This is a genomic window from Pseudomonas sp. QS1027 (assembly GCF_002814235.1).
Taxonomy (GTDB): domain Bacteria; phylum Pseudomonadota; class Gammaproteobacteria; order Pseudomonadales; family Pseudomonadaceae; genus Aquipseudomonas.
In genome coordinates this window covers 66,083-90,412 of sequence record NZ_PHSU01000019.1, presented here as the reverse complement: position 1 = coordinate 90,412, position 24,330 = coordinate 66,083, and the positions used below count along the sequence as shown (strand labels likewise).

General features: G+C 61.2%; 20 protein-coding genes and 1 pseudogene. 6 read left to right on the top strand and 15 right to left on the bottom strand.

What is annotated here, in order from left to right:
* Positions 1-66 precede the first annotated feature (66 nt).
* Positions 67-1,791, top strand: a complete 1,725-nt coding sequence (gene poxB / locus CWE01_RS18180) for a ubiquinone-dependent pyruvate dehydrogenase (protein WP_100941922.1) — start codon at positions 67-69, stop codon at positions 1,789-1,791.
* Positions 1,792-1,800: 9 nt separating this feature from the next.
* On the opposite strand, the gene CWE01_RS18175 is transcribed toward poxB, so the two are convergent.
* Positions 1,801-2,643, bottom strand: coding sequence for a LysR family transcriptional regulator (locus CWE01_RS18175; protein ID WP_100941921.1), 843 nt, complete (start codon positions 2,641-2,643; stop codon positions 1,801-1,803).
* 101 nt (positions 2,644-2,744) lie between these two features.
* Here CWE01_RS18175 and CWE01_RS18170 point away from each other — a divergent pair, with 101 nt between their 5' ends.
* From CWE01_RS18170 to CWE01_RS18160, 3 genes are all read left to right on the top strand, one after another.
* Entirely contained in the window at positions 2,745-3,374 is a 630-nt protein-coding gene (locus CWE01_RS18170; RefSeq protein WP_100941920.1) for an FMN-dependent NADH-azoreductase, read from the top strand.
* 343 nt (positions 3,375-3,717) lie between these two features.
* Positions 3,718-5,139, top strand: coding sequence for an amino acid permease (locus CWE01_RS18165; RefSeq protein WP_100941919.1), 1,422 nt, complete (start codon positions 3,718-3,720; stop codon positions 5,137-5,139).
* A gap of 172 nt (positions 5,140-5,311) precedes the next feature.
* Positions 5,312-6,931, top strand: a complete 1,620-nt coding sequence (locus CWE01_RS18160; protein WP_100941918.1) for a methyl-accepting chemotaxis protein — start codon at positions 5,312-5,314, stop codon at positions 6,929-6,931.
* Positions 6,932-7,002: 71 nt separating this feature from the next.
* On the opposite strand, the gene CWE01_RS18155 is transcribed toward CWE01_RS18160, so the two are convergent.
* The 10 genes from CWE01_RS18155 to CWE01_RS18110 all read right to left on the bottom strand — a co-directional run bounded on the left by CWE01_RS18155 (position 7,003) and on the right by CWE01_RS18110 (position 17,249).
* A complete protein-coding gene (locus CWE01_RS18155) occupies positions 7,003-7,806 on the bottom strand; it encodes an IclR family transcriptional regulator (RefSeq protein ID WP_100941917.1) in 804 nt (267 codons plus the stop codon).
* Positions 7,807-7,893: 87 nt separating this feature from the next.
* Positions 7,894-8,991: an aldose epimerase family protein gene (locus tag CWE01_RS18150; protein ID WP_100941916.1), complete on the bottom strand. Its 1,098-nt coding sequence runs from the start codon at positions 8,989-8,991 to the stop codon at positions 7,894-7,896.
* Between the two features lie 10 nt (positions 8,992-9,001).
* Positions 9,002-9,967, bottom strand: a complete 966-nt coding sequence (gene araH / locus CWE01_RS18145; protein ID WP_100941915.1) for an L-arabinose ABC transporter permease AraH — start codon at positions 9,965-9,967, stop codon at positions 9,002-9,004.
* Between the two features lie 18 nt (positions 9,968-9,985).
* Positions 9,986-11,500: an L-arabinose ABC transporter ATP-binding protein AraG gene (gene araG / locus CWE01_RS18140; RefSeq protein WP_100941914.1), complete on the bottom strand. Its 1,515-nt coding sequence runs from the start codon at positions 11,498-11,500 to the stop codon at positions 9,986-9,988.
* Between the two features lie 86 nt (positions 11,501-11,586).
* Positions 11,587-12,588, bottom strand: a complete 1,002-nt coding sequence (locus CWE01_RS18135) for a substrate-binding domain-containing protein (protein ID WP_100941913.1) — start codon at positions 12,586-12,588, stop codon at positions 11,587-11,589.
* Positions 12,589-12,658: 70 nt separating this feature from the next.
* Positions 12,659-13,477 (bottom strand): SDR family oxidoreductase, encoded by an 819-nt coding sequence (locus tag CWE01_RS18130; protein ID WP_100941912.1) that lies wholly within the window; start codon positions 13,475-13,477, stop codon positions 12,659-12,661.
* 26 nt (positions 13,478-13,503) lie between these two features.
* Complete coding sequence (locus CWE01_RS18125) at positions 13,504-14,394, bottom strand: SMP-30/gluconolactonase/LRE family protein (RefSeq protein ID WP_100941911.1); 891 nt, start codon at positions 14,392-14,394, stop codon at positions 13,504-13,506.
* Between the two features lie 28 nt (positions 14,395-14,422).
* A complete protein-coding gene (gene dgoD, locus CWE01_RS18120) occupies positions 14,423-15,571 on the bottom strand; it encodes a galactonate dehydratase (protein WP_100941910.1) in 1,149 nt (382 codons plus the stop codon).
* 48 nt (positions 15,572-15,619) lie between these two features.
* A complete protein-coding gene (locus CWE01_RS18115; RefSeq protein WP_100941909.1) occupies positions 15,620-16,240 on the bottom strand; it encodes a 2-dehydro-3-deoxy-6-phosphogalactonate aldolase in 621 nt (206 codons plus the stop codon).
* A 31-nt stretch (positions 16,241-16,271) separates the two neighbouring features.
* Complete coding sequence (locus CWE01_RS18110) at positions 16,272-17,249, bottom strand: 2-dehydro-3-deoxygalactonokinase (protein ID WP_100941908.1); 978 nt, start codon at positions 17,247-17,249, stop codon at positions 16,272-16,274.
* A gap of 219 nt (positions 17,250-17,468) precedes the next feature.
* Between CWE01_RS18110 and CWE01_RS18105 the strand changes: the two genes are divergently transcribed.
* Positions 17,469-17,972: a DUF2878 domain-containing protein gene (locus tag CWE01_RS18105; RefSeq protein WP_100941907.1), complete on the top strand. Its 504-nt coding sequence runs from the start codon at positions 17,469-17,471 to the stop codon at positions 17,970-17,972.
* A 1-nt stretch (position 17,973) separates the two neighbouring features.
* Here CWE01_RS18105 and CWE01_RS18100 read toward each other — a convergent pair.
* From CWE01_RS18100 to CWE01_RS18085, 4 genes and pseudogenes are all read right to left on the bottom strand, one after another.
* Positions 17,974-18,156: pseudogene (locus CWE01_RS18100) on the bottom strand (DUF3833 family protein); the annotation flags it as partial.
* A gap of 231 nt (positions 18,157-18,387) precedes the next feature.
* The gene (locus tag CWE01_RS18095; RefSeq protein ID WP_100941906.1) at positions 18,388-19,386 is read right to left on the bottom strand and encodes a LacI family DNA-binding transcriptional regulator; all 999 of its coding nucleotides are present in this window, start codon (positions 19,384-19,386) and stop codon (positions 18,388-18,390) included.
* A gap of 105 nt (positions 19,387-19,491) precedes the next feature.
* Positions 19,492-20,967, bottom strand: a complete 1,476-nt coding sequence (locus CWE01_RS18090; protein ID WP_100941905.1) for a glycoside hydrolase family 32 protein — start codon at positions 20,965-20,967, stop codon at positions 19,492-19,494.
* 13 nt (positions 20,968-20,980) lie between these two features.
* On the bottom strand, positions 20,981-22,273 hold the full coding sequence (locus tag CWE01_RS18085; RefSeq protein ID WP_100941904.1) for an MFS transporter: 1,293 nt from the start codon (positions 22,271-22,273) through the stop codon (positions 20,981-20,983).
* A gap of 247 nt (positions 22,274-22,520) precedes the next feature.
* On the opposite strand from CWE01_RS18085, the gene CWE01_RS18080 reads away from it, so the two are divergent.
* Positions 22,521-24,113, top strand: coding sequence for a carbohydrate porin (locus CWE01_RS18080; protein ID WP_100941903.1), 1,593 nt, complete (start codon positions 22,521-22,523; stop codon positions 24,111-24,113).
* Positions 24,114-24,330: the final 217 nt, after the last annotated feature.

The following is a 24,330-nucleotide window of genomic DNA, read 5'->3' as shown; positions in this document are numbered from 1 at the left end:
CCCCGCCATGGAACTGTCCTCTAGTGATCGGCAACTTTTTACCCTCACTGACGACTGGAGTTCTTCATGGCGAAAATCACCCTGGCCCAGCAATTGGCGACCACCCTTGAGCAGGCGGGCATCAAACGCATCTGGGGCCTGACCGGCGACAGTCTCAACGGCCTGACCGACGCCCTGCGTACCATGGACAGTATCGAGTGGATGCATGTGCGCCACGAAGAGGTCGCGGCCTTCGCCGCCGGCGCCGAAGCCGCGGCCACCGGCGAACTGACGGTGTGTGCCGGCAGCTGCGGACCGGGCAACCTGCACTTGATCAATGGCCTGTTCGACTGCCATCGCAACCATGTGCCGGTCCTGGCCATCGCCGCCCAGATCCCCTCCTCCGAAATTGGCCTGAACTACTTCCAGGAAACCCATCCCCAGGAACTGTTCAAGGAATGCAGCCACTTTATCGAGCTGGTGACCAATCCCGCGCAGATGCCCCAGGTGCTGCACCGCGCCATGCGTTCGGCGATCCTCAACCGTGGCGTCGCGGTGGTGGTGATTCCGGGGGATGTGTCACTGCTGGAAGTGGAAGACAGCTTCAAGCCATGGCCGGCGCTGCTGGCGCCGCGCACCTTGCCGGCGGAACAGGACCTGCAACGCCTGACCGATATCCTCGAACACAGTAAATCCGTGACCCTGCTGTGCGGCAGCGGCTGTGCCGGCGCCCACGACGACGTCCTGGCCCTGGCCGACGCCCTCGGTGCGCCCGTGGTCCACGCCCTGCGGGGCAAGGAGCATGTGGAGTGGGACAACCCCTTCGATGTCGGCATGACCGGCCTGATCGGCTTCAGTTCCGGTTACCACGCAATGCTCAACTGCGACACGCTGATCATGCTCGGCACCGACTTCCCGTATCGGCAGTTCTACCCCACCGACGCGAAGATCATCCAGGTCGACCGTAATCCGCAGGCGTTGGGCCGGCGTGTCACACTGGACCTGGGGATCGCCGCTGACGTCAGCGAAACCATCCAGGCCCTGTTGCCACGCCTGACCCGCAAGACCGACCGCAGCTTTCTCGAAACCTCCCTCAAGCATTACGAGAAAGCACGCCAGGGCCTCGACGACCTGGCACAACCCTCGAAGGCTGGCCGGCCGATTCACCCGCAATACGTCACCCGCCTGCTCAGTGAACTGGCCGACGACGATGCGATCTTCACCGCCGACGTCGGCTCGCCCACCGTCTGGGCCGCGCGCTACCTGAAGATGAATGGCAAACGCCGACTGATCGGTTCGTTCAATCACGGCTCCATGGCCAACGCCATGCCCCAGGCCATCGGTGCGCAGGCGGCCTTTCCCGGGCGCCAGGTGATTTCCCTGTCCGGCGATGGCGGTTTCAGCATGCTGATGGGCGACTTCATTTCCCTGGCGCAGTTGAAGCTGCCGGTGAAAGTCATCGTCTACGACAACGCCTCCCTGGGCTTCGTTGCCATGGAGATGAAAGCCTCCGGCTACCTGGACACCGGCACCGAGCTGAAAAACCCGGACTTCGCCGCCATGTCCAACGCCATGGGCATCCTCGGTATTCGTGTCGAGCAATCCGAAGACCTGGAACCGGCCCTGCGCCGTGCCCTGGCCCATGACGGCCCGGTGCTGGTGGACGTGGTCACCGCCACCCAGGAACTGGTCATGCCGCCGAGCATCAAGCTGGAACAGGCCAAGGGTTTCAGCCTGTATATGCTCAAGGCGGTAATGAGCGGACGCGGTGATGAGGTGATCGAATTGGCGCGGACCAACTGGTTGCGCTGATCCGGTCATTCAGTGACGACGGGTGGCACCGTAGCGGACGATCACCCGGGTAATGGCCTCGATAATCAGCGGATCCGCCTCCGGGGCGCTGAATAAACGGAACTCGGCATCGGGCAGCGGCGGCAAGCCATGTTCGGCGCCGAGGACCGTCAACCCCTGGGACACCTGGCTGCGGGTCATCGGCGCGATGGCAAAGCCGGCCAGGGCCGCGGCCTGCAACGCGGCATAGCTGGTACACAGCATGGCCGTGCGCTGGGGGATTCCGGCCTGGGCCAGCGCCTCCCGGTAAGGACAAGGTTCCGGGAACAGCGCCAGGGGCAAGGGTGTCGGCAAGATGCCGAGGGGTTGTGCCGACCAGGCCCAGACCAAGGGTTCCTGCCATAGCGCCAGGCCGGGCTCGCTGGACTCACACAACGAACCGACCACCACATCCAGTTCGCCCTGCTTCATCAGGGTCAGCAACGAGCCGGGAATGCTGACCTGCACGTTGAGCTGCATGCCCGGATAGTCGGCGGCGAAGGCCTGCAACTCACGCAGCAGACGGGCCTCGGCAAACTCTTCCGAGACACCGATACGCAAACTCCCTTGAAACGCCGAACGGGTCAACTCGGCCCAGGCATCCCGATTGAGCGCCAGAATGCCCCGGGCATAGGCCATCAGCCGTTCGCCATCGGCCGTCAGTTGTTGGGAGCGGGTGGTGCGGGTAAGCAGCGGTTTGCCCACCTGCTCTTCCAGGCGCCGCAAATGGCCGCTGACGGCCGACTGGGTCAGGTGCAGACGGGCCGCGGCGCGACTGAAGCCGCCTTCATCCACCACTGCAACGAAGGTCTTGAGCAACAAGGCATCGAACATATGCTGATACGTGATCAATCAGGCCATAAAACACGATTTATATTTCAAGCAGCGCTATGTTGCAATGCTTGGGTCTTCTTTCCCCTTTCCTGAGGCCCGCCATGACCGTCCTTCTGCACATCGAATGCTCCCCACGCAAACAGCGCTCCGCCTCCCTGGAAATCGCCCGCCAGTTCATTGCCCGCTATCAGCGCAACGCACCAGAGACCGAGGTCGTCACCCTGGACCTGTGGAACCTGGACCTGCCGGAATTTGACGGGCCAGTGATGGACGCCAAATACGCCGGCCTGAGCGGCACCCCATTGACCGGGGAACAGGAGGCCGCCTGGACAGTCCTGAAAGATCTTGCGGCTCACTTGCATCAGGCTGATGTACTGGTGTTCTCCGTTCCGCTGTGGAACTTCGCCGTGCCCTACAAGCTCAAGCACTTTATCGACGTGGTCTCGCAGAAAGACGTGCTGTTTGAATTCAGCCCGGAACACGGCCTGCGGGGTTTGCTGCACAACAAGACCGCCGTGAACGTGTACGCACGAGGCATGGACTTTTCCGAACCGGCCACGCAACCGATGGACTTCCAGAAACCTTATATGGAAGCCTGGTTGGGCTTTATTGGTGTGACCGACGTGCATTCGCTCTATGTAGAGAAAACCATTCTCGGGCCTGACGTCGATTTGGCCTCTCGCCAGACCACCACCGGAGAGGCCCTGGCGCTGGCTGACCGACTGGCCTGATCGCACGTAAAAACAGACCCAGCCGAAACGGCTGGGATCGTGACGCAGCAGAATCATCCCGCAATAATCGGCATCACGTCTTACTTGATAAAGCGTATAACACCCGCTAAAGCATCTCCATCCAAGTACAACTTTCCGATACTTATCTCTTAAATCAACCACTTATACAGTGAAAAAGCCTGTAGTCCGCTTTTTATACTGCGCGTCCCGCTGATCTCGCAGGCTTTGCCCTGCAAGACCGGTCGCCCCACAAGGTCGACCCGGTTGAGCGAGTACGGGCTATCCGTCGGTACTTCCAACGCTCGGTGGCTCATATCCAATAACAAGATGAGGTTGTATTTCTATGCGCGCAGACAACCATCTGCCCAACGGGGGGACTGCCCAAGGCGGACCGCTCAAACGTGAACTGGGCGAACGACATATTCGTTTGATGGCCCTTGGCGCCTGTATCGGTGTCGGACTGTTCCTCGGTTCGGCCAAGGCCATTCAAATGGCCGGTCCGGCCATCATGCTGTCCTACATCATCGGCGGTCTGGCGATTCTGGTGATCATGCGCGCCCTGGGCGAAATGGCGGTGCACAACCCCGTCGCCGGCTCGTTCAGCCGTTATGCACAAGATTACCTGGGCCCGCTGGCGGGATTTCTGACCGGCTGGAACTACTGGTTCCTGTGGCTGGTGACCTGCGTGGCGGAAATCACCGCGGTGGCGGTGTACATGGGCGTCTGGTTCCCCGATGTGCCGCGCTGGACCTGGGCCCTCGCCGCCCTGGTCAGCATGGGCACGGTCAACCTGATCGCGGTGAAAGCCTTCGGTGAATTCGAGTTCTGGTTCGCCCTGATCAAGATCGTCACCATCATCGCGATGGTGGTGGGCGGGATCGGTGTGATCGCTTTTGGTTTCGGTAACAATGGCGTGGCGCTGGGCATTTCCAACCTGTGGAACCATGGCGGCTTCATGCCGAATGGCATCACCGGCGTGCTGATGTCGCTGCAAATGGTGATGTTCGCCTACCTGGGCGTGGAAATGATCGGCCTGACCGCCGGAGAAGCACGCAACCCGGAGAAAACCATTCCCCAGGCGATCGGCTCGGTGTTCTGGCGCATCCTGCTGTTCTACGTCGGGGCCTTGTTTGTCATCCTGTCGATCTACCCCTGGGGCGAGATCGGTACCCAGGGCAGCCCCTTTGTCATGACCTTCGAACGGCTTGGCATCAAGACCGCCGCCGGCGTCATCAACTTCGTGGTGATCACCGCCGCGTTGTCGTCCTGCAACGGCGGTATCTTCAGCACCGGGCGCATGCTCTACAGCCTGGCACAGAACGGCCAGGCGCCGAAGGTTTTCGCCAGGACCGCCAGCAACGGTGTGCCGCGCAATGCACTGCTGTTGTCCATCGCCGCGTTGTTGCTGGGCGTGCTGCTGAACTACCTGGTGCCGGAAAAGGTGTTTGTCTGGGTCACCTCGATTGCCACCTTTGGTGCGATCTGGACCTGGGTCATGATCCTGCTGGCCCAGCTCAGGTTTCGCAAAGGCCTGAGCGCAGCGGAACGTGCCGGCCTGAAATACCGCATGTGGTTGTACCCGGTCAGTTCCTATCTGGCGTTGGCGTTCCTGGTGCTGGTGGTCGGGCTGATGGCCTACTTCCCGGATACCCGCGTAGCGCTTTACATCGGACCCGCGTTCCTGGTGCTGCTGACGGTGCTGTTCCATGTCTTCAAGCTGCAACCGGTCAATACCGCCCAAGGTGCGGTGCGTTTGACCTCTTGATTGTGATGATCGCACTGCTGCTGACCCACGCGCGGCAGCAGTGCGCACTGGCGACTGCCCATTGAGCACTGACGCATACCTCGGTTATTTCCGACTTCCTCGCCCCAGCAGCCCCCACCTGGACTAGCCTCTTGGACAGGTCAAGCATTTTCCTGGAAACGAGGAAGCCCGTATGCACCTTAGAAATCTCAATGTAGCCCCGCGCTCGGCGCTGTTTTTCGCCTTGATCATCGCCTTGGTTTTTATCCTCGGCGCAGTCGCGGTGGTGCAGATGGGCGGTCTGCGGGACTCGGAAAAAGATGTCGAAGCCAATTGGATGCCCAGCGTCCGACAAACGGCATTGATGAGTCTAGGGGTGATGCGCCTGAGACTTGAAGTCCAGCGCAGCATTGCTGACCCCGAAGCTCTTCAAAAGACCGCTGAAGCCTTCCCGGGCTTCCGAAAGGCTTTCATGGAGGCGGTGGCCAATTATGAGCCTCTCGTTGCGAGCGACCAGGAGCGCGCGCTTTATCTGAAGGTAAAGGCATCCGCCGAGGCGTACTCCAGGCAGTTGGATAGTCTCGAACCGCTCATGAAACGCGCTGACTTGCCCGCGATAGCCAGCCTGAATGTGACAAGCATCCGGCCTATCACCACCTTGATGGAGGGGCAGATCAAAGACCTGACCGACATCAATAACGAGGGCGCGGCACTGGCGGGGAGAAATGCAGCCAATCTCTACTCCACAGGGCTTTGGCTCGTTGTCGGTCTGATTGCAGGTGTAGTGATTCTGACCGTTGGGTTGGCCATAGTCCTGACCCGAAGCATCACGTCGCCTATCAGCGATGCCTTGTCCGTCGCCGAGCGTATCGCCGGTAGTGACCTCTCAAAGGAAGTACGGGTGAGCGGAACCGATGAAGCCGGACGGCTGTTAAAAGCCCTTGCTCAGATGCAGGAAAACCTTCGCAACACCATCGTGCAGATCTCCGAGTCATCCACGCAACTGGCCTCGGCCGCCGAGGAGATGACAGCGGTCACCGAGGAGTCCAGTCGAGGCCTGGTTTCACAGAACGACGAAGTCAATCAAGCCGCTACGGCCGTCACCGAGATGAGTGCCGCGGTTGATGAGGTCGCGCGTAACGCAGAGTCCGCTTCCGAAGAGTCCAGGCGCACCCAGGGCTTTACCGAGGTTGGCCTGAAGCGAGTGGCGCAGACATTGAAATCCATTCAGAAGCTGAGCGGCAATGTTGAAAACACCAGTGAGCAGATTCAAGGTCTGTCGAATCAGGCCCAGGGCATCAATAAAGTCGTCGAAGTGATTCGGGCAATCGCCGAACAGACCAACCTCCTGGCGTTGAACGCCGCTATTGAAGCAGCACGAGCCGGTGAACAGGGACGTGGTTTTGCGGTGGTTGCCGACGAGGTCAGGGCTTTGGCCCACCGAACCCAGCAATCGACCCAGGAGATCGAGCAGATGATCGCGGCGATCCAGAGCGATTCGGAGCACGCCGTGGAAGCCATGAATACCAGCAAGGAATTGGCGAGCGAATCCCTTGGCGTGGCTCAGGAAGCGAGCAGCTCCCTGGATCAGATCGCCAGCGCCATGGTTCAGATCAATGAACGTAACCTGTTGATCGCGACCGCTTCTGAAGAGCAGGCCCACGTTGCCCGCGAGGTCGATCGTAACCTGGTCAGTATCCGCGAGCTTGCCGCACAGAGTTCCGCAGGCGCCAGCCAAACGGCCAGTGCCTGCAATGAGATGTCAAAACTGGCGGTCAATCTCAATCAGTTGGTGAATCGCTTCGTGGTGTGAAAGCTTTTATCGTACTGAAGATCCGCTTGAGGCCCGTCATAGGCGACTTCTGCAAGACGGGCACGGACGACTCAGGACTTGGCGCCCAACTCCGCGGAAATCCGTGCGGCAGCGCTTTTGATCTGCGGAATCAACTCGGCCATTTTCTCCAGCGGCATATAGGGCACCGTACTGGCGATACTGATGCCGGCAATGATTTTCCGGCTGGCATCGCGTATGGGCGCGGCCACGCAACGGATCGACGGTTCATTGTCTTCCAGGTCGAAGGCATACCCCCCTGCCACATACTCCTGCATGCGCGCGCGGAACTGCTCCCAGGTCTGTTCCACATGCTGGGGCCACAGGGCGTTCTTGCCGCCCACCGGCAGGCTGACCTGATACAGGCGCTGCCATTCCTGCGGAGAACAATCGAGCATCAGCGCCTTGCCGATCCCGGTTCGCGCCAGCGGCATGCGATGGCCGACCCGCGAACGCATTTCCGGACCATTGCGCCCCGGATTCTTGTGCAGGTACAGCACGTCATCGTCTTCACGGATGGCCAGGTGGATGGTGTCGCCGGTCAGCGCCGACAACTCATCCAGGAACGGCGTGGCCAGGGTCACCAGTGGCAGGGCTTCGCGGGCCTGGAAACCCAGTTCGATCAGCTTCGGCCCCAACAGATAGCCAACTTGCGGCACCACCCGCAGATAACGCTCGTCCACCAGGCAACTGGCCAGGCGATGGGTGGTGCTGCGCGTGGTCCCAATCAGCCGGGCAATCTCCTTGAGATCGCGGGCGCCGTTGGCCACCGCCTGCACCACGCCCAAGCCCCGGAGCAGCGTCTGGGTGCCGGTGGGTGCGGAGTCCTTGGCGTTTTTCAGGGTGTCGTCCAGCATATGCGGCCTTATGAAAGGGTCTACGAAAACGAAGGCCATTATGGCCGTTCACTTGCCCGCCTGCATGTCACTTTTCAGGCCTTCAGCTCACTGCGCCGAGAAGCGGATCAAGGTGGTCTGCCGATAGACCTCCCCCGCCTCGATCCAGGCCCGCGGAAAACCGGGTTGGTTGATGCCATCGGGACAGTTCTGGGCCTCCAGGGCAAAACCGGCCCAACGCGGATAAGGCTTGCCCGCCTTGCCCTGAGCGCTGCCGTCGAAGGCATTGCTGGTATAGAACTGCACCCCCGGCTCGGTGGTGTGCAACTGCAATCTGCGACCGCTTTTCGGATCGTGGATCTCGACGGCCAATCGGCTCAAATCACCCTCGGCATCCAGCATCCAGTGATGATTGAAGCCCTGCTGCGCGGCACCGCTGATGCGCAATTGCGGATGCTCATCGGTGATGTGCCGGCCAATCGGCGTGGCCTGGCGAAAGTCCATCGGCGTACCGGCCACAGGTGCTATCTCACCGCTGGGTATCAGTTGCTCCGTCACCGGCAGGTAATGGCTGGCGTGCAGCGTCGCCACCTGCGAAAGGATATCGCCGTTACCCGCACCGGCCAGGTTGAAGTAGGCATGCTGGGTCAGGTTGACCGCCGTCGGTGCATCGCTGACCGCCTGATACTCGACACGCAACTGGTTGTCATTGTCGAGGCTGTAGATGACCTCGGTCCGCAGGTTACCGGGAAAACCCATCTCGCCGTCGGCGGACAGGCAACTGAGCCTCACCCCGACCCAATCGCTGCCCTGGACGGGCTGCGCCTCCCAGACCTTCTTGTCGAAACCGTCAGGACCGCCATGCAAGGCATTGGCGCCGTCATTGAGCGGTACCTGATAAAGCCGCCCCGACAACTCGAACCGGCCTCCCGCCAGCCGATTGGCATAACGCCCGATCAACGCGCCCAGGTACAACCGGTGATGCCGCTGGTAGCCCGCGAGATCGTCGAAGCCCAGCACCACATCCTCGTAATGCCCGTTTCTGTCCGCCACCAGCAGCGCCTGGAGAATACCGCCGTAGGTCAGCACACTGGCCTGCATGCCGTGACGGTTGCCCAGCACATACTTGTGCACCGGCGTACCGTCATCCAGATGACCGAAGAGACTTTCCCGGCAGGTCAACTCCAGCACTGGCGTACTGTTCATCGGCGCGCCCTCAGCGTTGCTTGAGACGGTCGATGATCACCGCCCCGAGAAGAATCGAACCGCGAATGACATATTGGTAAAAGGTGTCGATATTCTTCAGGTTCATCGCGTTCTCGATGATCGCCAGAATCAGCACGCCAGCAATCACATGGCGGATCAGCCCGATCCCGCCGCTCAGGGAAACCCCGCCGAGCACACAGGCGGAAATCACTGTCAGCTCGAAACCCTGGCCGATCATCGGCTGGCCCGAGGTCATGCGCGAAGCCAGGATCACCCCGGCCAGCGCGCCGATCAGCCCATGCACGGCGAAGATGATGATCTTGGTCCGGTCCACATTCACCCCGGCCAGCAGCGCCGCTTCCGGGTTGCCGCCGATGGCCATGGTGTTGCGGCCATAGGTGGTGTAGTTGAGCAGCCAGCCGAAGAACACGAAGCACAGCACGGTGATCAGGATCGGCACCGGCACGCCGAACAGCTGGCCGTTGCCGAAGACGAAGAAGCCTTCGTTCATCACCCCGACGGCCTTGCCGTTGGAGAAGATATAGGCCAGCCCGCGCACGATCTGCATGGTTGCCAGGGTGGTGATCAGCGCGTTGACCCGCAGCTTGGCGATCACGATACCGTTGATCAGGCCCACGCACAGCCCCATGGCCAGTGCCGCCGAGACCCCGAAAAACACGCTGTCGGTATCACGAATGACAATACCGGCCACCACTCCCGCACAGGCGATCACCGAGCCGACCGAGAGGTCGAAGTGCCCCGAGGCCAGGCAGAACAACATGGTGCAGGCGGCAATCCCCGTGGTGGAAATCGCCAGGCCCAGGCCGCGCATGTTCAGGGAGGACATGAAGTTATCGATAAACAGCGCGCAGAGCACAAAGATCCCGATGGCCGCGAGCAGCATGACCCAATCGTCGAAGAACTTGCGCTGATTGAAGCCGAGCCAGAATGCGTGTGTATTTTTGACCTGTGACATAGACACCTCAATAGGTTTTCAGTCCCGCGAACGCGGGAGCGCCAGTTGCAACAAACTGGCTTCGTCGGCTTCGCTGCGTAACCGTTCACCGGTAATCGCGCCTTCGCTCATGACCAGGATGCGATCGGAAATGCCCATGACCTCCATCAGGTCGCTGGACACCACGATCACCGCGATCCCCTGCTCGGCGAGGTTGTAGATGATCTTGTAGATCTCGGCCTTGGCACCGATGTCGATGCCGCGAGTCGGCTCATCGAGCAGCAGCACTTTCATCGGCATCGACAGCCAGCGGCCCAGAATCGCCTTCTGCTGGTTACCGCCGGACAGGTAGAGGATCGGTTGGCTGGCCGAAGGCGTACGGATGTTCAGCGCGGCGATTTGCGCTTGGGCATTGTCCCGCTCCCAGGCACCGCGGATCAGCCAGCCGAAGCCTGCGTGATGAGTGCGGGCGCTGATATTGATGTTCTCCGCGACACTGGCACGGGGCACGATGCCTTCCTTCTTGCGATCCTCCGGACACAGCAGCACACCCGCCGCGATGGCATCGCGTGGCGATTTGAACGCCACCGCCTGCTCATGCAGCACCAGGCGCCCGGCCTTGCTGCGGGACAGGCCGGCCAACAACCGCAACAGTTCGGTGCGCCCGGCACCGACCAGGCCGAACAGCCCGAGGATCTCGCCCTTGTTCACACTGAAGCTCGCCGGCTCCAGCACACCGGGCCCGAGCAGGCCCTCGACCCGCAAGGCCTGGCCGCCTTGCGGGCGAGGACGGTAGTCGTAGATATCCTTGATGTCGCGCCCGACCATGCTGCTTACCAGCCGGTCAATGCTCAGCTGCTGCATGTCCTCGAAGGTGCAGACAAAACGTCCGTCCTTGAACACCGTCACCGCATCGCAGATGCGGAACACCTCTTCCATGCGATGGGAGACATACAGAATCACCCGCCCCTCATCCCGCAGCCGGGCAATGATCACCATCAGCCGCTCGATCTCCCGCGCCGACAGGCTGCTGGTGGGCTCATCGAAGGCAATCACATGGGCATTACGCGACATGGCCTTGGCGATCTCGATCATTTGCCGCTGGCCCAGGGACAGGCTGCCCAACCGCGCATTGGGATCAATCTCGTCGGCCAGCCCCTTGAGCAGCTCGCGGGCGCGCCGCACCATCGCCCGGCGATTGACGATGCCCAGGCGCGAAGGCATGTGCCCCAGCAGCAGGTTTTCGGCCACGGTCATTTCCGGCACCAGATGCAGCTCCTGGTGGATCACCGCGACGCCATGGGCAATGCTGTCGGCCGCCGACTTGAAGCTCATGACCTGCTCGCCAATCTGCAGGTTGCCGCTGTTGGGCGTATAGAACCCGCCGAGGATCTTCAACAGGGTCGACTTGCCGGCGCCGTTCTCGCCCATCAGCGCATGCACGCTGCCGGGCCGGGCCTCGAAGCTGATCTGCGCCAGCGCCCGTACCCCGGGGAATTCCTTGCCGATACCGTTGAAGCGCAGGCTAGCGGCCGCCTTCGATTGTTCCAACATAGCCTATCTCCCGCACCGGGCCGCGCGCTGCGCAACCCACAGGGTGGACGTCAGGCGCAAGGTCCATCCCTTGCACCGGCGGAGTGTCATTTCCACAGCCCGATCTTGGTCAGCTCTTGCTGGAAGTTGGCGCGGGTAATCAAGGTCACGTTGTCCAGGGCGGTGTACTTGGCCGGCTCCTTGCCGGTGCTGACCCAGGTAAACATCTGGCTGGCGGTTTCATAACCCGAGGTATCGGGGCTCAGCAGCATCGAACCGTAGAAGCCGCTGTCGGTCTTTTTCAGCTCGCCGATGGCGTCGGTGCCGTTGATGCCGACACCGATCACATTCGCCGCCTTGAAGCCGGCGCTTTCGGTGGCTCGCACACCGCCCAGCACGGCACTGTCGTTCATGCCGCCAACGATCAGGTTCTTCGCCGCACTCGGCAGCTTGACCAGCGCCGAATTGGTGGAGTCCATGCTGCCAGGGACGTCGAGGGTTTTCTGCGCCGTGAAGAGGATATGGTCCGCCGGCAAGCCCGCGGCCTTGAGTGCGTCCACCGAGCCGTCGGTGCGCTTCTTGCCGGTGTCCAGTTCGTCGAAGGTGTTGATCACCGCGTAAGTGGCGTTCCAATCCCAGCCGCGCTTCTTGGCTTCATCGGCCATCGCCAAGCCTTGCTTCTGACCGATCTTGAACGCCGCCAGGCCGACATAAGGCACGTCTTCCATAGGCTTGCCGTGGGCATCGACAAAGCGGTCATCGACGGCCAGGACCTTGAGGTCGTTGAGCTTGGCCTTGGCCATGATCGCCGGGCCCAGCGAGGTGTCCGGCGGGCAGATGACAAAACCCTTGGCGCCGCTGGCGGCCAGGGTATCGATGGCCGCCAGGGTCTTCTCGCCATCGGGCACGGCGATCTTGATCACCGTGAAGCCCTTGTCCTTGCCGGCCTTTTCGGCAAAGGCCCACTCGGTCTGGAACCAGGGTTCCTCGGCCTGCTTGACCAGAAAGCCGATCTTCACTTCTTCGGCCGAGACCCAACCGCTGAAACTGCTGGCGGCAACCAGCGCCGCGGCGCAGGTCAGAGAGCGGATGTTGCGCTGAATAAACATAAGTAACCCTCTTGTTGTTATTGGTTCGTTACGTACGGAAAAACTGTCCGGCCCGGCGGCCGGCTGGGTATTACTCGTGGTAAAGCACCGAACGGCCGCCATCGATCATCAGGCAGGTGGCGTTGATGAACGGCGCTTCGTCGGTCGCCAGGAACAGCGCCGTCATCGCCACCTCGACCGGCTGGCCGATACGGCGTGGCGGGTGCAGGTCGAAGGCCCGTTGCCGTTCGGCGTGGGGGTCGTCGAAGCCGTTCCAGTAGTCGACATTGAGCTGGGTTTCGATATAGCCCGGGGCAATGGCGTTGACCCGAATCCCCTTGGGCGCGTACTCGATACCCAGCGCCCGCGTCAGCCCGAGCAGGCCATGCTTGGCCACCGGGTAGGGAAAGCAGCCCGGAATGATGTGGCTGGAATGGGTGGAGGCGATGTTGATGATGTTGCCGATGCCCTGCTCGATCATGTGCGGCAACACGGTGCGGCAACCGAACCAGGCGCCGTCCAGGTCGATGGCGAAGCAACGGCGCCAATCCTCGTCGCTCATCTCCAGCGGGTCGCGAAACACATTCACGCCGGCACAGTTGACCAGTACATCGACGCGCCCGAACTTCTCGATGGCCAGGTCCACCAGGGAGCGACATTGCTCCTTGGAGGTAATGTCCACGGCCTGGGCATGAACCTCGGCGCCACGTTCACGCCAGCGAGCCGCCACACGTTCGACTTTCTCACCCTGGATATCGCCGATCACCAGCCGTGCCTGTTGGGCCTGGAAGCAGGCGACAATCGCCTCGCCGATCCCCTGGGCCGCGCCGGTCACCACCACCACTTTGTCTTTCAGCCGGTCGCCGTAGGTGGGCTCCGGAACCGCGGGTAAAGACAGCGCTTCAGCCATTTCAAATGCTCCTGCAAGTAAGATGTTCAGCCCGAAAAACGTTGGCAGGCCAAGCCTTTCACGCCAACGTCGGCCATCAATAACGCGCCGTCCATGGCCCCCTCTGTCCCTTCCCCGCTGCTCGCCGGTCGGGCGCTGGTGACGTAAAGCGTGGCCAGATCGACCCCGCCAAACACACAGCTGGTGGGGTACTCGACGGGTAATTCGATCACCCGGTCGAGCGTGCCGTCGGGGGCATAGCGGATCAGGCAATGACCGCCCCAGCGGGCGTTCCAGACGTAGCCCTGGCTGTCCATGGCCGAACCGTCCGGCACACCGCGGCTGGACGCTTGCGCCCAGGTGCTGCGCGCGCCCAGGGAACCATCGGCCTCTATGGCATAACGATAGAGTTGGCCATCAAGGCTGTCGGCGCAGTAGAGCTGGCTGCCCGTGGCGTCCCAGAGCAAGGTGTTGACGATGCCCTGCCCCTCCAGCAACGGGGTGACGCGAGCATCCGGGTCAACCCGGAACAAACCGCCCGAACGCCGGGTGATCGGCAGGTCGCTGCCATCGGCGGCCAGATTGTTTTGCATGCTGCCCAGCCACAGTCGCCCCTGCGCATCGCAACGGGCCTCGTTCGCGCGGTTGCCGCTCACCGGGTCGGCCACGCAGAACAGGGCCAGGGCCGGATGCTGCGACGGCGAGTCGAGGTCAAGGCGATAGACGCCACTGGCCAGGGTCACCAAGGCATCACCACGCTCGCACGGAATAAAGGCCGACACGGCTTCGGGCAACTGCCACTGCTGGTACCGCCCGCCACTCAGGCGGCAGGCCAGCCGAGCGGCGATATCCACCCAGTACAAGGTCTGGGTCGGGCCGTCCCAGAACGGGCCTTCCGCCAACATGAAGCGCTGTTCGCTTACCGGCTTCCATTGCATGATTGATCCTCCTGTCTGATCCATGGCCTTACCACTCGGCAAAGCTGCCGTCGGCATGACGCCAGATCGGGTTGCGCCAGCGGTGACCGATGGCCGCGCGTTCGATGACGTACTCCTCGTTGATCTCGATACCCAGGCCCGGACCGTTGGGGATCTTCACAAAGCCCTTGTCGTAGTCGAACACCCGCGGATCCTTGACGTAATCCAGCAGGTCGTTGCTTTCGTTGTAATGGATGCCCAGGCTCTGTTCCTGGATAAACGCGTTGTAGCAAACCGCGTCCAGTTGCAGGCACGCCGCCAACGCGATCGGCCCCAACGGGCAATGCAGCGCCAAAGCCACGTCATAGGCTTCGGCCATGTTGGCGATCTTGCGGGTTTCGGTGATGCCACCGGCATGGGAGGCATCCGGCTGGATGATGTCGACATAACCCTCGCTGAGTACCCGTTTGAAATCCCAGCGGGAAAACAGACGCTCGCCCAGGGCAATCGGCGTACTGGTCAACGGCGCCAGTTCTTTAAGGGCTTCGTAGTTTTCGCTGAGCACCGGCTCTTCGATAAACATCAATTTGTAGGCATCGAGTTCCTTCATCAGCACCTTGGCCATGGGTTTGTGGACCCGGCCATGGAAGTCCACGCCGATCCCCACATTCGGCCCTACCGCATCGCGTACGGCAGCGACGTTGGCCAACGCCAGGTCGACTTTCTCGAAGCTGTCGACGAACTGCAGTTCTTCAGTGCCGTTCATTTTGACGGCGGTGAAACCTCGCTCGACGGCTTCCCGGGCAGCCCGGGCGGTGTCGGCCGGACGGTCGCCGCCGATCCACGAGTAGACCCGGATCTTGTCGCGAACCTGCCCGCCCAGCAGATCGCTGACCGAGACGCCGAGCGCCTTGCCCTTGATGTCCCAGAGCGCCTGGTCGATCCCGGCCAGGGCGCTCATGTGCACCGCGCCGCCACGGTAGAAACCGCCGCGATAGAGCACGGTCCAGATGTCTTCGATATTGCGCGGGTCCTTGCCGATCAGATAGTCCGACAGCTCATCCACGGCCGCCGCAACGGTGTGGGCCCGGCCTTCGACCACGGGCTCGCCCCAGCCGGTCACGCCCTCGTCGGTTTCGACCTTGAGGAACAACCAGCGCGGTGGAACGATAAAGGTCGTCAGTTTGGTAATTTTCATCGTGTTGTCTCTCTTGTTCAGAGGCAGCGCCCACGGCGCCGGAAAGTCTTAACGCAATGCGTTCCAGGCCTGCACATAAGCCTTGGCACGGACCGCCACTTCGTCAGGTGTCAGGCCCGGTTTGAACAGTCCGGACCCGAGGCCGAAACCGCTGACGCCCGCCTCGACAAACACCCGCATGTTGTCCGGTGTGATCCCGCCGACCGGGATCAGCAAGGTTCCTGCCGGCAGCACCGCCAACCAGGCCTTGACCACCGCCGGTCCCATTTGCTCCGCCGGGAACATCTTCAGGACATCGGCGCCTTCGGCCAGGGCGGCAAAGGCTTCGGTCGGCGTGGCGACACCCGGCGACAGGTACAGGCCTGCCGCCTTGGCGGCGCGCAAGACCTTGGGGTCACTGTGGGGCATGACGATCACCTGCCCGCCGGCCGCCTTCACGTGCCCGACCTGTTCCGCGGTCAGCACCGTACCGGCGCCGATCAGGCAATCGGCAGGCAACAGGCTGCGCAGGATGCGAATGCTTTCGTAGGGTTCAGGCGAATTGAGGGGCACTTCCATGACGCGAAAACCAGCCTGGTACAACACCTCGCCGATGGCGGCCGCCTCTTGTGGGCGCAGGCCGCGAAGGATCGCGATCAGCCCGTTTTTCGCCAGTGCTTGCTTGAGCATGTCAGACCTCCTGGTAGTTGAACGCAGACGCTCAGCCGAGCAGCCCGGCCGCTTCGGCCAGGTGCCATAAACCGCGCTCGGTGGCCTGTTCGGCCAGGCTCACCGGAGCAAAGCCGCAGGCATCGAGCGCCCGGCTGTAGCGGGCACAGAGTTGGGAGTTGCCGATAAGAATGATCGAAGGCAAGTCGCTGCTGTTGCGTCGACGGCGCTGCACGTCGGCGAGGGCCGCGAGTTCATGACCGATCAACAGGCCCGACAGATAGTCGACTTGTTCGGTGGCACTCAGTTCGCCGGTCAGGCCAAGGCTGCGGGCACTGAACAAGGTCGAAAGCGGGCCGATCTCGCCGTCAGTGGACAACGCCACCTGCACGCCGCGATCAAACGCCTGGCCATCAAAAGCCGCGCCGCGTTGTTGAGTACGGCCCAGGATGCTGTGTTCGCTGAGGATGGCGAACAGTTCGCCGGTCATGAAGGTATCGAAATGCACGATGCAGCCATCGGCCACTTCGACCCATTTCGAATGGCTGCCCGGCAAGCCGATCAGCAGATTGTCGCCCGCATCCGCTGGCAGGCTTTGCAGGACGCCGAGGACCTGGGTCTCTTCGCCGCGCATCACATTCGGCAACGGTGAACGCTGGATCACCCCGGGCACGATATGCACCTCGACGCCGCGCAGGCTGCGCAAGACTTTCAAGGAGGTGCCGAGGTTGGCGACATTCGCCGGGGTGTCGCAGTAGGCGGCTTCGCGCCAGCCCTGGGCGCTGCCGACCATGCCACAGGCAATCACTGGCAGCTCGGGCTGCGCCTCGAGCCAGTCACCGCAGGCATCGTCGAACGCCAGTTCGAAACCATCGGTGCACATCTGGCCGGCGATCATCCGCGGCCCACTGGGCAACTGCATGATCCCCGACGACAGCGAACGCTGTTCGAGCACCTGGCCGCCAGCAGCAAGTTTGTAAGCCCGAAGAGAGGTGGTTCCCCAATCGAGCGCGATCAATTGCGCCTGCATCGCTTCACCTGAATTTATTTTTGGACAGTGAGTGCGTAGAGCTGATGGGGCGACTATAGACCCTGGCCTTAGGAAATCTCAATATATATTTATACATCCCATATATAGGGATTAGACAATCAATTAAACGAACTCGCCTTGCGTCGGCTAGGGGGGTTTAATAAATCGTGCTATTCAATTGTTATTTTATTTAATCGAGGGCAAACCCTTGGTATCGGCGTGAACAGGCGGGGCCGACCGTTGCTGAACGCCGGGCTGTTCCAGCTCGGCTGGTTCGCGTGCGTGCTGAGTGCGCAACGTCCGTGGCTGCTTTTGATTGCAATCGCCTGCCTGGCCGTACACCTGCTGTGGATCGCCGATAACCGCAACGAGTGGCGCACGCTGTTGCGAGTGGCGGCCTGTGGCTGGGCCCTGGACAGCGCCCTGCTGCACCTGGGGCTGTTTGAGTTCCCCGGCACCAAGGTGCTGCTGCCTCTGTGGCTGGCAGTGCTTTGGCTCCTGTTCGCCAGCACCTTGCATTACAGTCTGAACTGGACGGCGCGCCCCTGGTGGCTGGCCAGCCTGCTGGGGGCGTGTGGCGGCCCCCTGTCCTATCTGGGTGGCGCCAAACTGGCAGACATTGGCCTGCCACTGGGTCTATGGCCCAGCCTGGTGCTACTCGCCTTGATATGGGCGCCGCTGCTGCCGGCACTGCACCGGCTGGCCGGACGACGCCCCGACTGACTCACGGCTGCTTGCGGAAGAACAACGTCACCTGCCCCACCTCCAGGCCGAACTTGCTCATCAACGATCGGTTGGCCATGGTGTGTTCGTCCAGCAGGTACATCCAGTCATCCAGGTGAACCTCATAAACCTTGCCGTCCACCGGCAGGTTCAGTAAATAACGCCAGTGCAGGGTATTAGAGCTACACCAAGCTTTACGAGGCCGACAAAAAGTTCGCCTGAGGCTTTCTGACGGATTGATAGCCCAGGTCCAATAACCACTCTAGCCTGACAGAGGCCCTCGCTTGCGAGGGCCTTTTTTCATTGCAACGATCAAGCCTTGCCCAGCAGGTTGTAACTCTGGTCGGCACTGGCGGTGGACTGCAGGAGCCATGACGCAAGCGCGTGAAACATGCCCGCGCCATGATGAGTGTCATCACCAGGACTCACGCTCGACGAGCGGGCACGCAACCCTGTGAGTGGCTGGGTCGTCCCGGCCTTGAATCACATGCTCGGCGGCACGACGCCCCATCTCGTAGTACGGCAGTTGCACGGTACTCAGCGGCGGATAGAACAACTCGGCCACCCCGATCATGTTGTCGTAGCCAAGGACCGCCACATCCTCCGGAATACGCAGGCCACGGCTGAGCAGGTATTGATAGGCGACCAGCGCAATGCGGTCGTTGCCACAGATAAGCAGGTCAAACGCCGGCTTGCCCTCCGGGCCGCGCAATTGCTGCTCCAGCGCGACCATGGTTTCCTGATAGGCATCGTCGGTCGACAGGTTGTATTGGGGAATATCGTCCACCGACAGGCGGACCTCGGCGAGGGCGCGAACCAACCCGCGCTGACGCCACTCCCAGGCCAGGCTGCTTTGCGGCAGGCTGATGCACAGCGGACGCCGGTAGCCGCGTTTCAAGGCGTTTTTTACCGCCTGATACTGACCCTCTTCATCGTCCGGTATGTAGCATGCAACGCCGGCTTGCGAACTGATGCAGTTGCTCAGCACCAGAGGCAGGCTGCGCAGTACCCGGGGGATTTCGACCGTGCGTAACTGCATGGCGCTGAAGATGATTCCGTCGGGTTGATGCGACAGCATCAGATCGATGGTTTGCTGGTTCGGCGGCGCTTCGAAGACGTTGAGGATGAAAACGTTCCAGCCGTTTTCCCGTGCCGTGCGCTCCATTGAAAGGAGCATTTCCACGGCGAAGGGGGTTGTCGCGGTATCCAGCGCGAAGACGCCAATGGTCTTGCCACTGGAGTGACCGCCACGGATCTTGCGCGCTGAAAGGCTGGGGACATAACCCAGGGTCTCAATCGCTTGACGAACCTTCGCCAGGGTTTCCTGGTTCAGTTTTTCCGGGGTGTTGAGTGCCCTGGAAACGGTCATGAAGGAAACCCCCGCCAGCCGTGCGACATCTTTAACTGAAGCCATTCGCGGGTGCCATCGATTGTCTGGCCGGGCATCATGTCATGCCTGGCAAATGCATAACAACACCATGACCGGAGGCCGACGGCACGAATGGCGCATCCGCTGTCATCAGAGCTGCAGATCGGCGAGACTCCAGACAGCCGTCTCCCCGAACCGCCCCGTCCCATTGACCGCGAATGCACTGACGGCGAGGCTGTCGGGCCGTGGATAAATCCGGCTGGTAAGGCTATAGGTGCCGTCGTCGACGAACACCTCGATGGACGAACGATCAAGAAAGACCCGCAGGGCGATCTGCTGCTGCCCTGGCGCCACCGGTACGCTACGAACACCGCTTACGCCGGCGCCCGAGCATTGCCTGTCGAGCACCAAACGTCGGGCCATGGCATCGAAGTACAGCAAGGTGCGTTCTTGCTGGTCTTCACTGCAGCGCAGCGCCAGGCCAAAGCGCTCGGCGGTGCTACCCGCAAGGTCCAGTTCGAGTTCGAACTCCAGCAGTGCACCACGCACATCGAGTGGGCAACTGCGTGATTCGATCACGCCGATCCGCAGCGTTCGTCTGTCTTGCCGTAGCGCCTTCAGCTCTCGGGCCGGACGCATGCGCAACCGCTCACCGTCGCGGCTCAACTCACGCGGCAACGAAAGCGCGCCACACCAGTGTTGCGCCTGGCTCGGCATCGGGCTGTCCCACATATCCATCCACGCCCAAAGCAAACGTCGCCCGTCTGGCGCCAGCAGTGTCTGCGCCGCATAAAAATCGTGGCCGTGGTCGAGCTCGTACAGCTTGCCGCACTCGCTCAAATGCCCGCGGTCATCCAATTGGCCCAGCCGGTAGCTGTTCTGGAACTTGTTCCAGTTATCGTAGCCGCTGGGTTTCAAACCTTGCGGCGAATAGAGAAAGACGTCGCATCCCCCGAGCTCGAACAGGTCCGGACATTCCCACATGTAGCCGTCCGACTCGCGAGCACCTTTCAGGGCGCAGCCCAGGTATTGCCAGTGGCGCAGGTCTTCGGAGCGATAGAGCAGCAGTTGCGGGTCGTCTCCCTGGCGCGCCCCCAGAGCCATCCACCATTGCTCGCCTTGCCGCCAGACCTTGGGGTCGCGGAAATGCATGATGTCCGGATCCGGTGCCGTCTCGATCACTGGCCCGTGTTTCGTGAACACGAGGCCATCTGAGCTGCTGGCCAGGCATTGGACCTGGCGGATGTGCTGGTCATCACCCGGAGCACCCAACCAGGTGTGCCCGGTGTAGATCAGATAAAGCCTGTCATCCATGACCACCGCCGACCCTGAAAAACACCCGTCCCGATCGTAGCTATCACTGGGCGCCAAGGCGATGGGCAAATGCTCCCAATGCACCAGGTCGCTGCTCTTGGAATGCCCCCAGTACATCGGGCCCCAGTGCGCAGAGTATGGGTGATGCTGGTAAAACACATGGTATTCACCGCGAAAATGGACCAGCCCGTTCGGATCGTTCATCCATCCCGCCCGAGGCGACAGGTGATAGCCGAGGCGATAGTCATCGCCGCGTTCGGGTATTGTTCTTTCGATGGCGCGATGCGCTTCATCCAGCAGTGCAGCGTGCATGGCTTGATCCTTACTAGGGTTCGTAACGAGTGGCGGATTGAACAATGGCCGGAAGCTCCAGCGGTTCGGCAACCTTGGCGGGAGAAGAGGTGCCGGCAGGATCGGTGCGCAACAAGGTCCATGACAGCAGCAGGCAACCGCCGACCAGGCCAGCCATCAGCACGTAAACGCTCGAGAAACCGACATGGTCGTAGCCGTAGCCCACCAGCGGCGAAAGCAGCATCGCGGTCAATTGCTGGGCGAACTGGAATCCCACCAGGTAGATCGAGGCGGACAGGCGCGAATCGAAATTGAGCGATATGTACTTGAATACCGAAACCAGGAGGATGGGCACTTCCAACGCGTGCAACATCTTGCAGGCGGCGATGCTCCAGGCCTGCGTTGCCAGCCCGGAGCCCAGAATCCGGACGAACATGATGCTGCCCGCCAGAATCAGTCCGTACTTGGCGCCTGTACGGCTGACCACCCATGGCGCGAACAACATCAATACCGCCTCAAGCAGCACCTGCGATGAATTCAGGTAGCCATAAGCACGGGTCCCCTCCTCCGGGGTTGGGAAGAAAGAGGAGAAATACACCGGAAACTGTTGTTCGTAGATCATGTAGATCCCGCACACACCGGTCAGGTACAAGCTGAATGCCCAAAAACGCGGCAGTCTCAGTAACTTCCAGAGATCGTGCACGCGCACGGGCTTCGCTGCCCCTTCACCGAATTGCACGCCGGGTTGACTGAAGCGGCTCAAATCCAGCCTGGAGAGGATCAACAGGAACGCCACGCCGGCAGCGCTGCTCAGGTAAAACGCGATGTCCGGGTCAATGTTGAAGACCACGCCAACCACACCCGTCGCGCTCGCCCAGCCCAGCGAACCCCACATTCTGGTAGTCCCGAATTCAAGGTCCGCATGGCGCGACAACCGCTCCGTGTAGGACTCGATCACGCCCACGCCCGCGAGCATGGCCAAGGCCAGAAAAGCCGCGCCGACCACAGCCCCCAGCACCACGTTCTGAGCCAGCAGATGGGCATATACGTAAATCGCAAACGGGGCCGCCGCGCAGAGCTGGATGCCAATCCACACCAGCAGTTTTTTCGACAGGCCAAGCCGATCCTGCAGCGCGCCATAGAACGGTTGAATCAGCAGCGCCGCAATGGCATTGGCCGCGAAAACAAAACCGATTTCCGTGCCATCCAGGCCGATGACTCGATGCAGCCAGATCGAGAACAGCGAGTAGCTGGATGACCATGAGAAGAAGAAAAAATACAGCAAACCACTGATGAGCCAGTACTCGCGTTTCACTGGAATTGGCATGGAACAGTCCTCTTGTTTTTATTTTAGTTAACGTTAACATCGCAACACATTACGCGTCCTGGACGGGTTCATTGTCAAGTGGGTTGAGTGCAACTGCCGGTGATATCCCGTTGAGCAAGCGGGGCAGAAGTTGCGCTGCCGGTAGTTCCAGCGGGCCCTTGCGATCACGCAGCAATGCCCGTTCGACCAGGGCAGGAACTCGTTTGAAAGGTGTGTAGTGCCCCAATACAAAAACAAGAGGGTTAACATGCGTCATACGCCGCTTCTGGGTATCTTTGCCCTGCTTTTTTCAACCACCAACCTGCTGGCCGAACCGGCCTTCACCGTCGAGGAACGTCTCGCCCAGCTGGAGGCCAGGACCGCCACCGCCGAGAAGCGGGCAGCGGCGGCTGAAACCGATGTTGTCCAGTTGCACAGGGAGGTCGAGCGCCTCAAGAGTCAGCTCGCCGTCAATGCCTCGGCGCCCACGGCAGTCCAATTGCCTCTGGGCGAGAGAGTCGCCCAGATTGAAACACGCCAGCAGTCCATGGAGCAGCGCACCTCCACCCTCGCCTCTTCGGTGAATTCGATCCAGGACGTCACGCAAGGCTTCTCCTTCAGCGCGTATGCGCGTTCCGGAATGATGACCGATGGCGGCGGCGCCGGTCGGGGCGGTCCCAACATCACCCCCGCCGGATCGATTGGCGGGTCGGTTGGGCGGCTCGGCAATGAGGTGGATACCTACGCAGAGGCGAAATTCTCGAAGCAAAGCCAAGCCGACAACGGCACGCGCGCCAAGTACCTGTTCGAGATCGCGGACGGCGTGGAAACCCCCAACGATTGGACCGCGGCGCAAAGCTCGCTCAATGTGCGCCAGTCCTATGCCGAACTCAGCCACCTGGTGTCATTCCAGAACACGCCCATGCTGCGCGACGCGACCTTATGGGCCGGCAAGCGCTTTGACCGAGACAATTACGACATCCATTGGCTTGACCGGGGCATCGTGTTCCTGGCCGGGACCGGTGGCGGGATCTACGACGTACGCCTTGCCAATGACTGGCGCATCAATGCCTCCCTGATGAGCCGCTCCTACGGTGATTTCGGGACAGAGGAAAACAAGGACATCAGGAGCTATGTCGCGACCCTCAACCAATTTTTCGATGATGGCCGCTGGCAGCTCATGCTCAATGGCATTGCATCAAGCCAGAACGACGCCAGGCTGACGGCCGGCGGCACTCGGCTGAACGCGTCGGGGTTCAGCCCTGCCGAAAGCGGCTCCCATGGTCTGTTCGCCTACCATCGACCAGATTTTTTCGGTCGTGAAGGCTATTTCAAAGCCGCGTTGCTGTACGGCAAAGGACTGGGAGCGGAGGTCAGCAACATTGGCGCCGATGGCGACTTGCTTGAGCAGGCTCAGACGTTGCGGCTGGCACTCTATGGCCATACTCGCCTGAATGACGATTGGCGTATCGCACCGACCCTGATTGCCGAACATAGCCAGGATCGCTATGTCCCCGGCGACGACTATCGCTACTTGACCCTCAACGTGCGATTGGCCAATGAACTGAGCCGCAACTTCGAAATGCAATATGAACTGAGCTGGCAGACGATGGACCTGGATGCACGTGGCTATGCCGGCCGCCATACAGCCGACGGCGACTATTGGAAATTCACCTTGGCGCCCACCTTCAAGCTGCAAACCGGCGACTTCTTCACGCGCCCTGAATTGCGCCTGTTCGCCACCTATATGAACTGGTCCAGGAACCTCGATAACTTCAGCTCAACCGATGATTTCGGCCAGAAGGGCTTCAGGTCTGGAGGCGTCTGGCAACTGGGGGTGCAAATGGAAACCTGGTTCTAGCGCCGGCACAGAGACACCGCGGATACATTGGTCATCGAGGCGGGACCACAGACCGTTGACACCCAAGAGAGGCAAATCGCCGTACCACGCTACGCCGAGGACTGCCCTGCAACCCTCGACAAGGGCATGTCCTTCGACGGCGAAATCGGCGCTTGCTCCAACGAGGCATTTCATTCACGGTACTGCGCCATGCTGCCAAACGATGAGCTGTCAGTTG

What these genes read in the sequence shown, in the direction of transcription:
- poxB (WP_100941922.1), top strand. Translation starts at nt 67, where the DNA reads ATGGCGAAAATCACCCTGGCCCAGCAATTGGCGACCACCCTTGAGCAG.
- CWE01_RS18175 (WP_100941921.1), bottom strand. Translation starts at nt 2,643, where the DNA reads ATGTTCGATGCCTTGTTGCTCAAGACCTTCGTTGCAGTGGTGGATGAA.
- CWE01_RS18170 (WP_100941920.1), top strand. Translation starts at nt 2,745, where the DNA reads ATGACCGTCCTTCTGCACATCGAATGCTCCCCACGCAAACAGCGCTCC.
- CWE01_RS18165 (WP_100941919.1), top strand. Translation starts at nt 3,718, where the DNA reads ATGCGCGCAGACAACCATCTGCCCAACGGGGGGACTGCCCAAGGCGGA.
- CWE01_RS18160 (WP_100941918.1), top strand. Translation starts at nt 5,312, where the DNA reads ATGCACCTTAGAAATCTCAATGTAGCCCCGCGCTCGGCGCTGTTTTTC.
- CWE01_RS18155 (WP_100941917.1), bottom strand. Translation starts at nt 7,806, where the DNA reads ATGCTGGACGACACCCTGAAAAACGCCAAGGACTCCGCACCCACCGGC.
- CWE01_RS18150 (WP_100941916.1), bottom strand. Translation starts at nt 8,991, where the DNA reads ATGAACAGTACGCCAGTGCTGGAGTTGACCTGCCGGGAAAGTCTCTTC.
- araH (WP_100941915.1), bottom strand. Translation starts at nt 9,967, where the DNA reads ATGTCACAGGTCAAAAATACACACGCATTCTGGCTCGGCTTCAATCAG.
- araG (WP_100941914.1), bottom strand. Translation starts at nt 11,500, where the DNA reads ATGTTGGAACAATCGAAGGCGGCCGCTAGCCTGCGCTTCAACGGTATC.
- CWE01_RS18135 (WP_100941913.1), bottom strand. Translation starts at nt 12,588, where the DNA reads ATGTTTATTCAGCGCAACATCCGCTCTCTGACCTGCGCCGCGGCGCTG.
- CWE01_RS18130 (WP_100941912.1), bottom strand. Translation starts at nt 13,477, where the DNA reads ATGGCTGAAGCGCTGTCTTTACCCGCGGTTCCGGAGCCCACCTACGGC.
- CWE01_RS18125 (WP_100941911.1), bottom strand. Translation starts at nt 14,394, where the DNA reads ATGCAATGGAAGCCGGTAAGCGAACAGCGCTTCATGTTGGCGGAAGGC.
- dgoD (WP_100941910.1), bottom strand. Translation starts at nt 15,571, where the DNA reads ATGAAAATTACCAAACTGACGACCTTTATCGTTCCACCGCGCTGGTTG.
- CWE01_RS18115 (WP_100941909.1), bottom strand. Translation starts at nt 16,240, where the DNA reads ATGCTCAAGCAAGCACTGGCGAAAAACGGGCTGATCGCGATCCTTCGC.
- CWE01_RS18110 (WP_100941908.1), bottom strand. Translation starts at nt 17,249, where the DNA reads ATGCAGGCGCAATTGATCGCGCTCGATTGGGGAACCACCTCTCTTCGG.
- CWE01_RS18095 (WP_100941906.1), bottom strand. Translation starts at nt 19,386, where the DNA reads ATGGCTTCAGTTAAAGATGTCGCACGGCTGGCGGGGGTTTCCTTCATG.
- CWE01_RS18090 (WP_100941905.1), bottom strand. Translation starts at nt 20,967, where the DNA reads ATGCACGCTGCACTGCTGGATGAAGCGCATCGCGCCATCGAAAGAACA.
- CWE01_RS18085 (WP_100941904.1), bottom strand. Translation starts at nt 22,273, where the DNA reads ATGCCAATTCCAGTGAAACGCGAGTACTGGCTCATCAGTGGTTTGCTG.
- CWE01_RS18080 (WP_100941903.1), top strand. Translation starts at nt 22,521, where the DNA reads ATGCGTCATACGCCGCTTCTGGGTATCTTTGCCCTGCTTTTTTCAACC.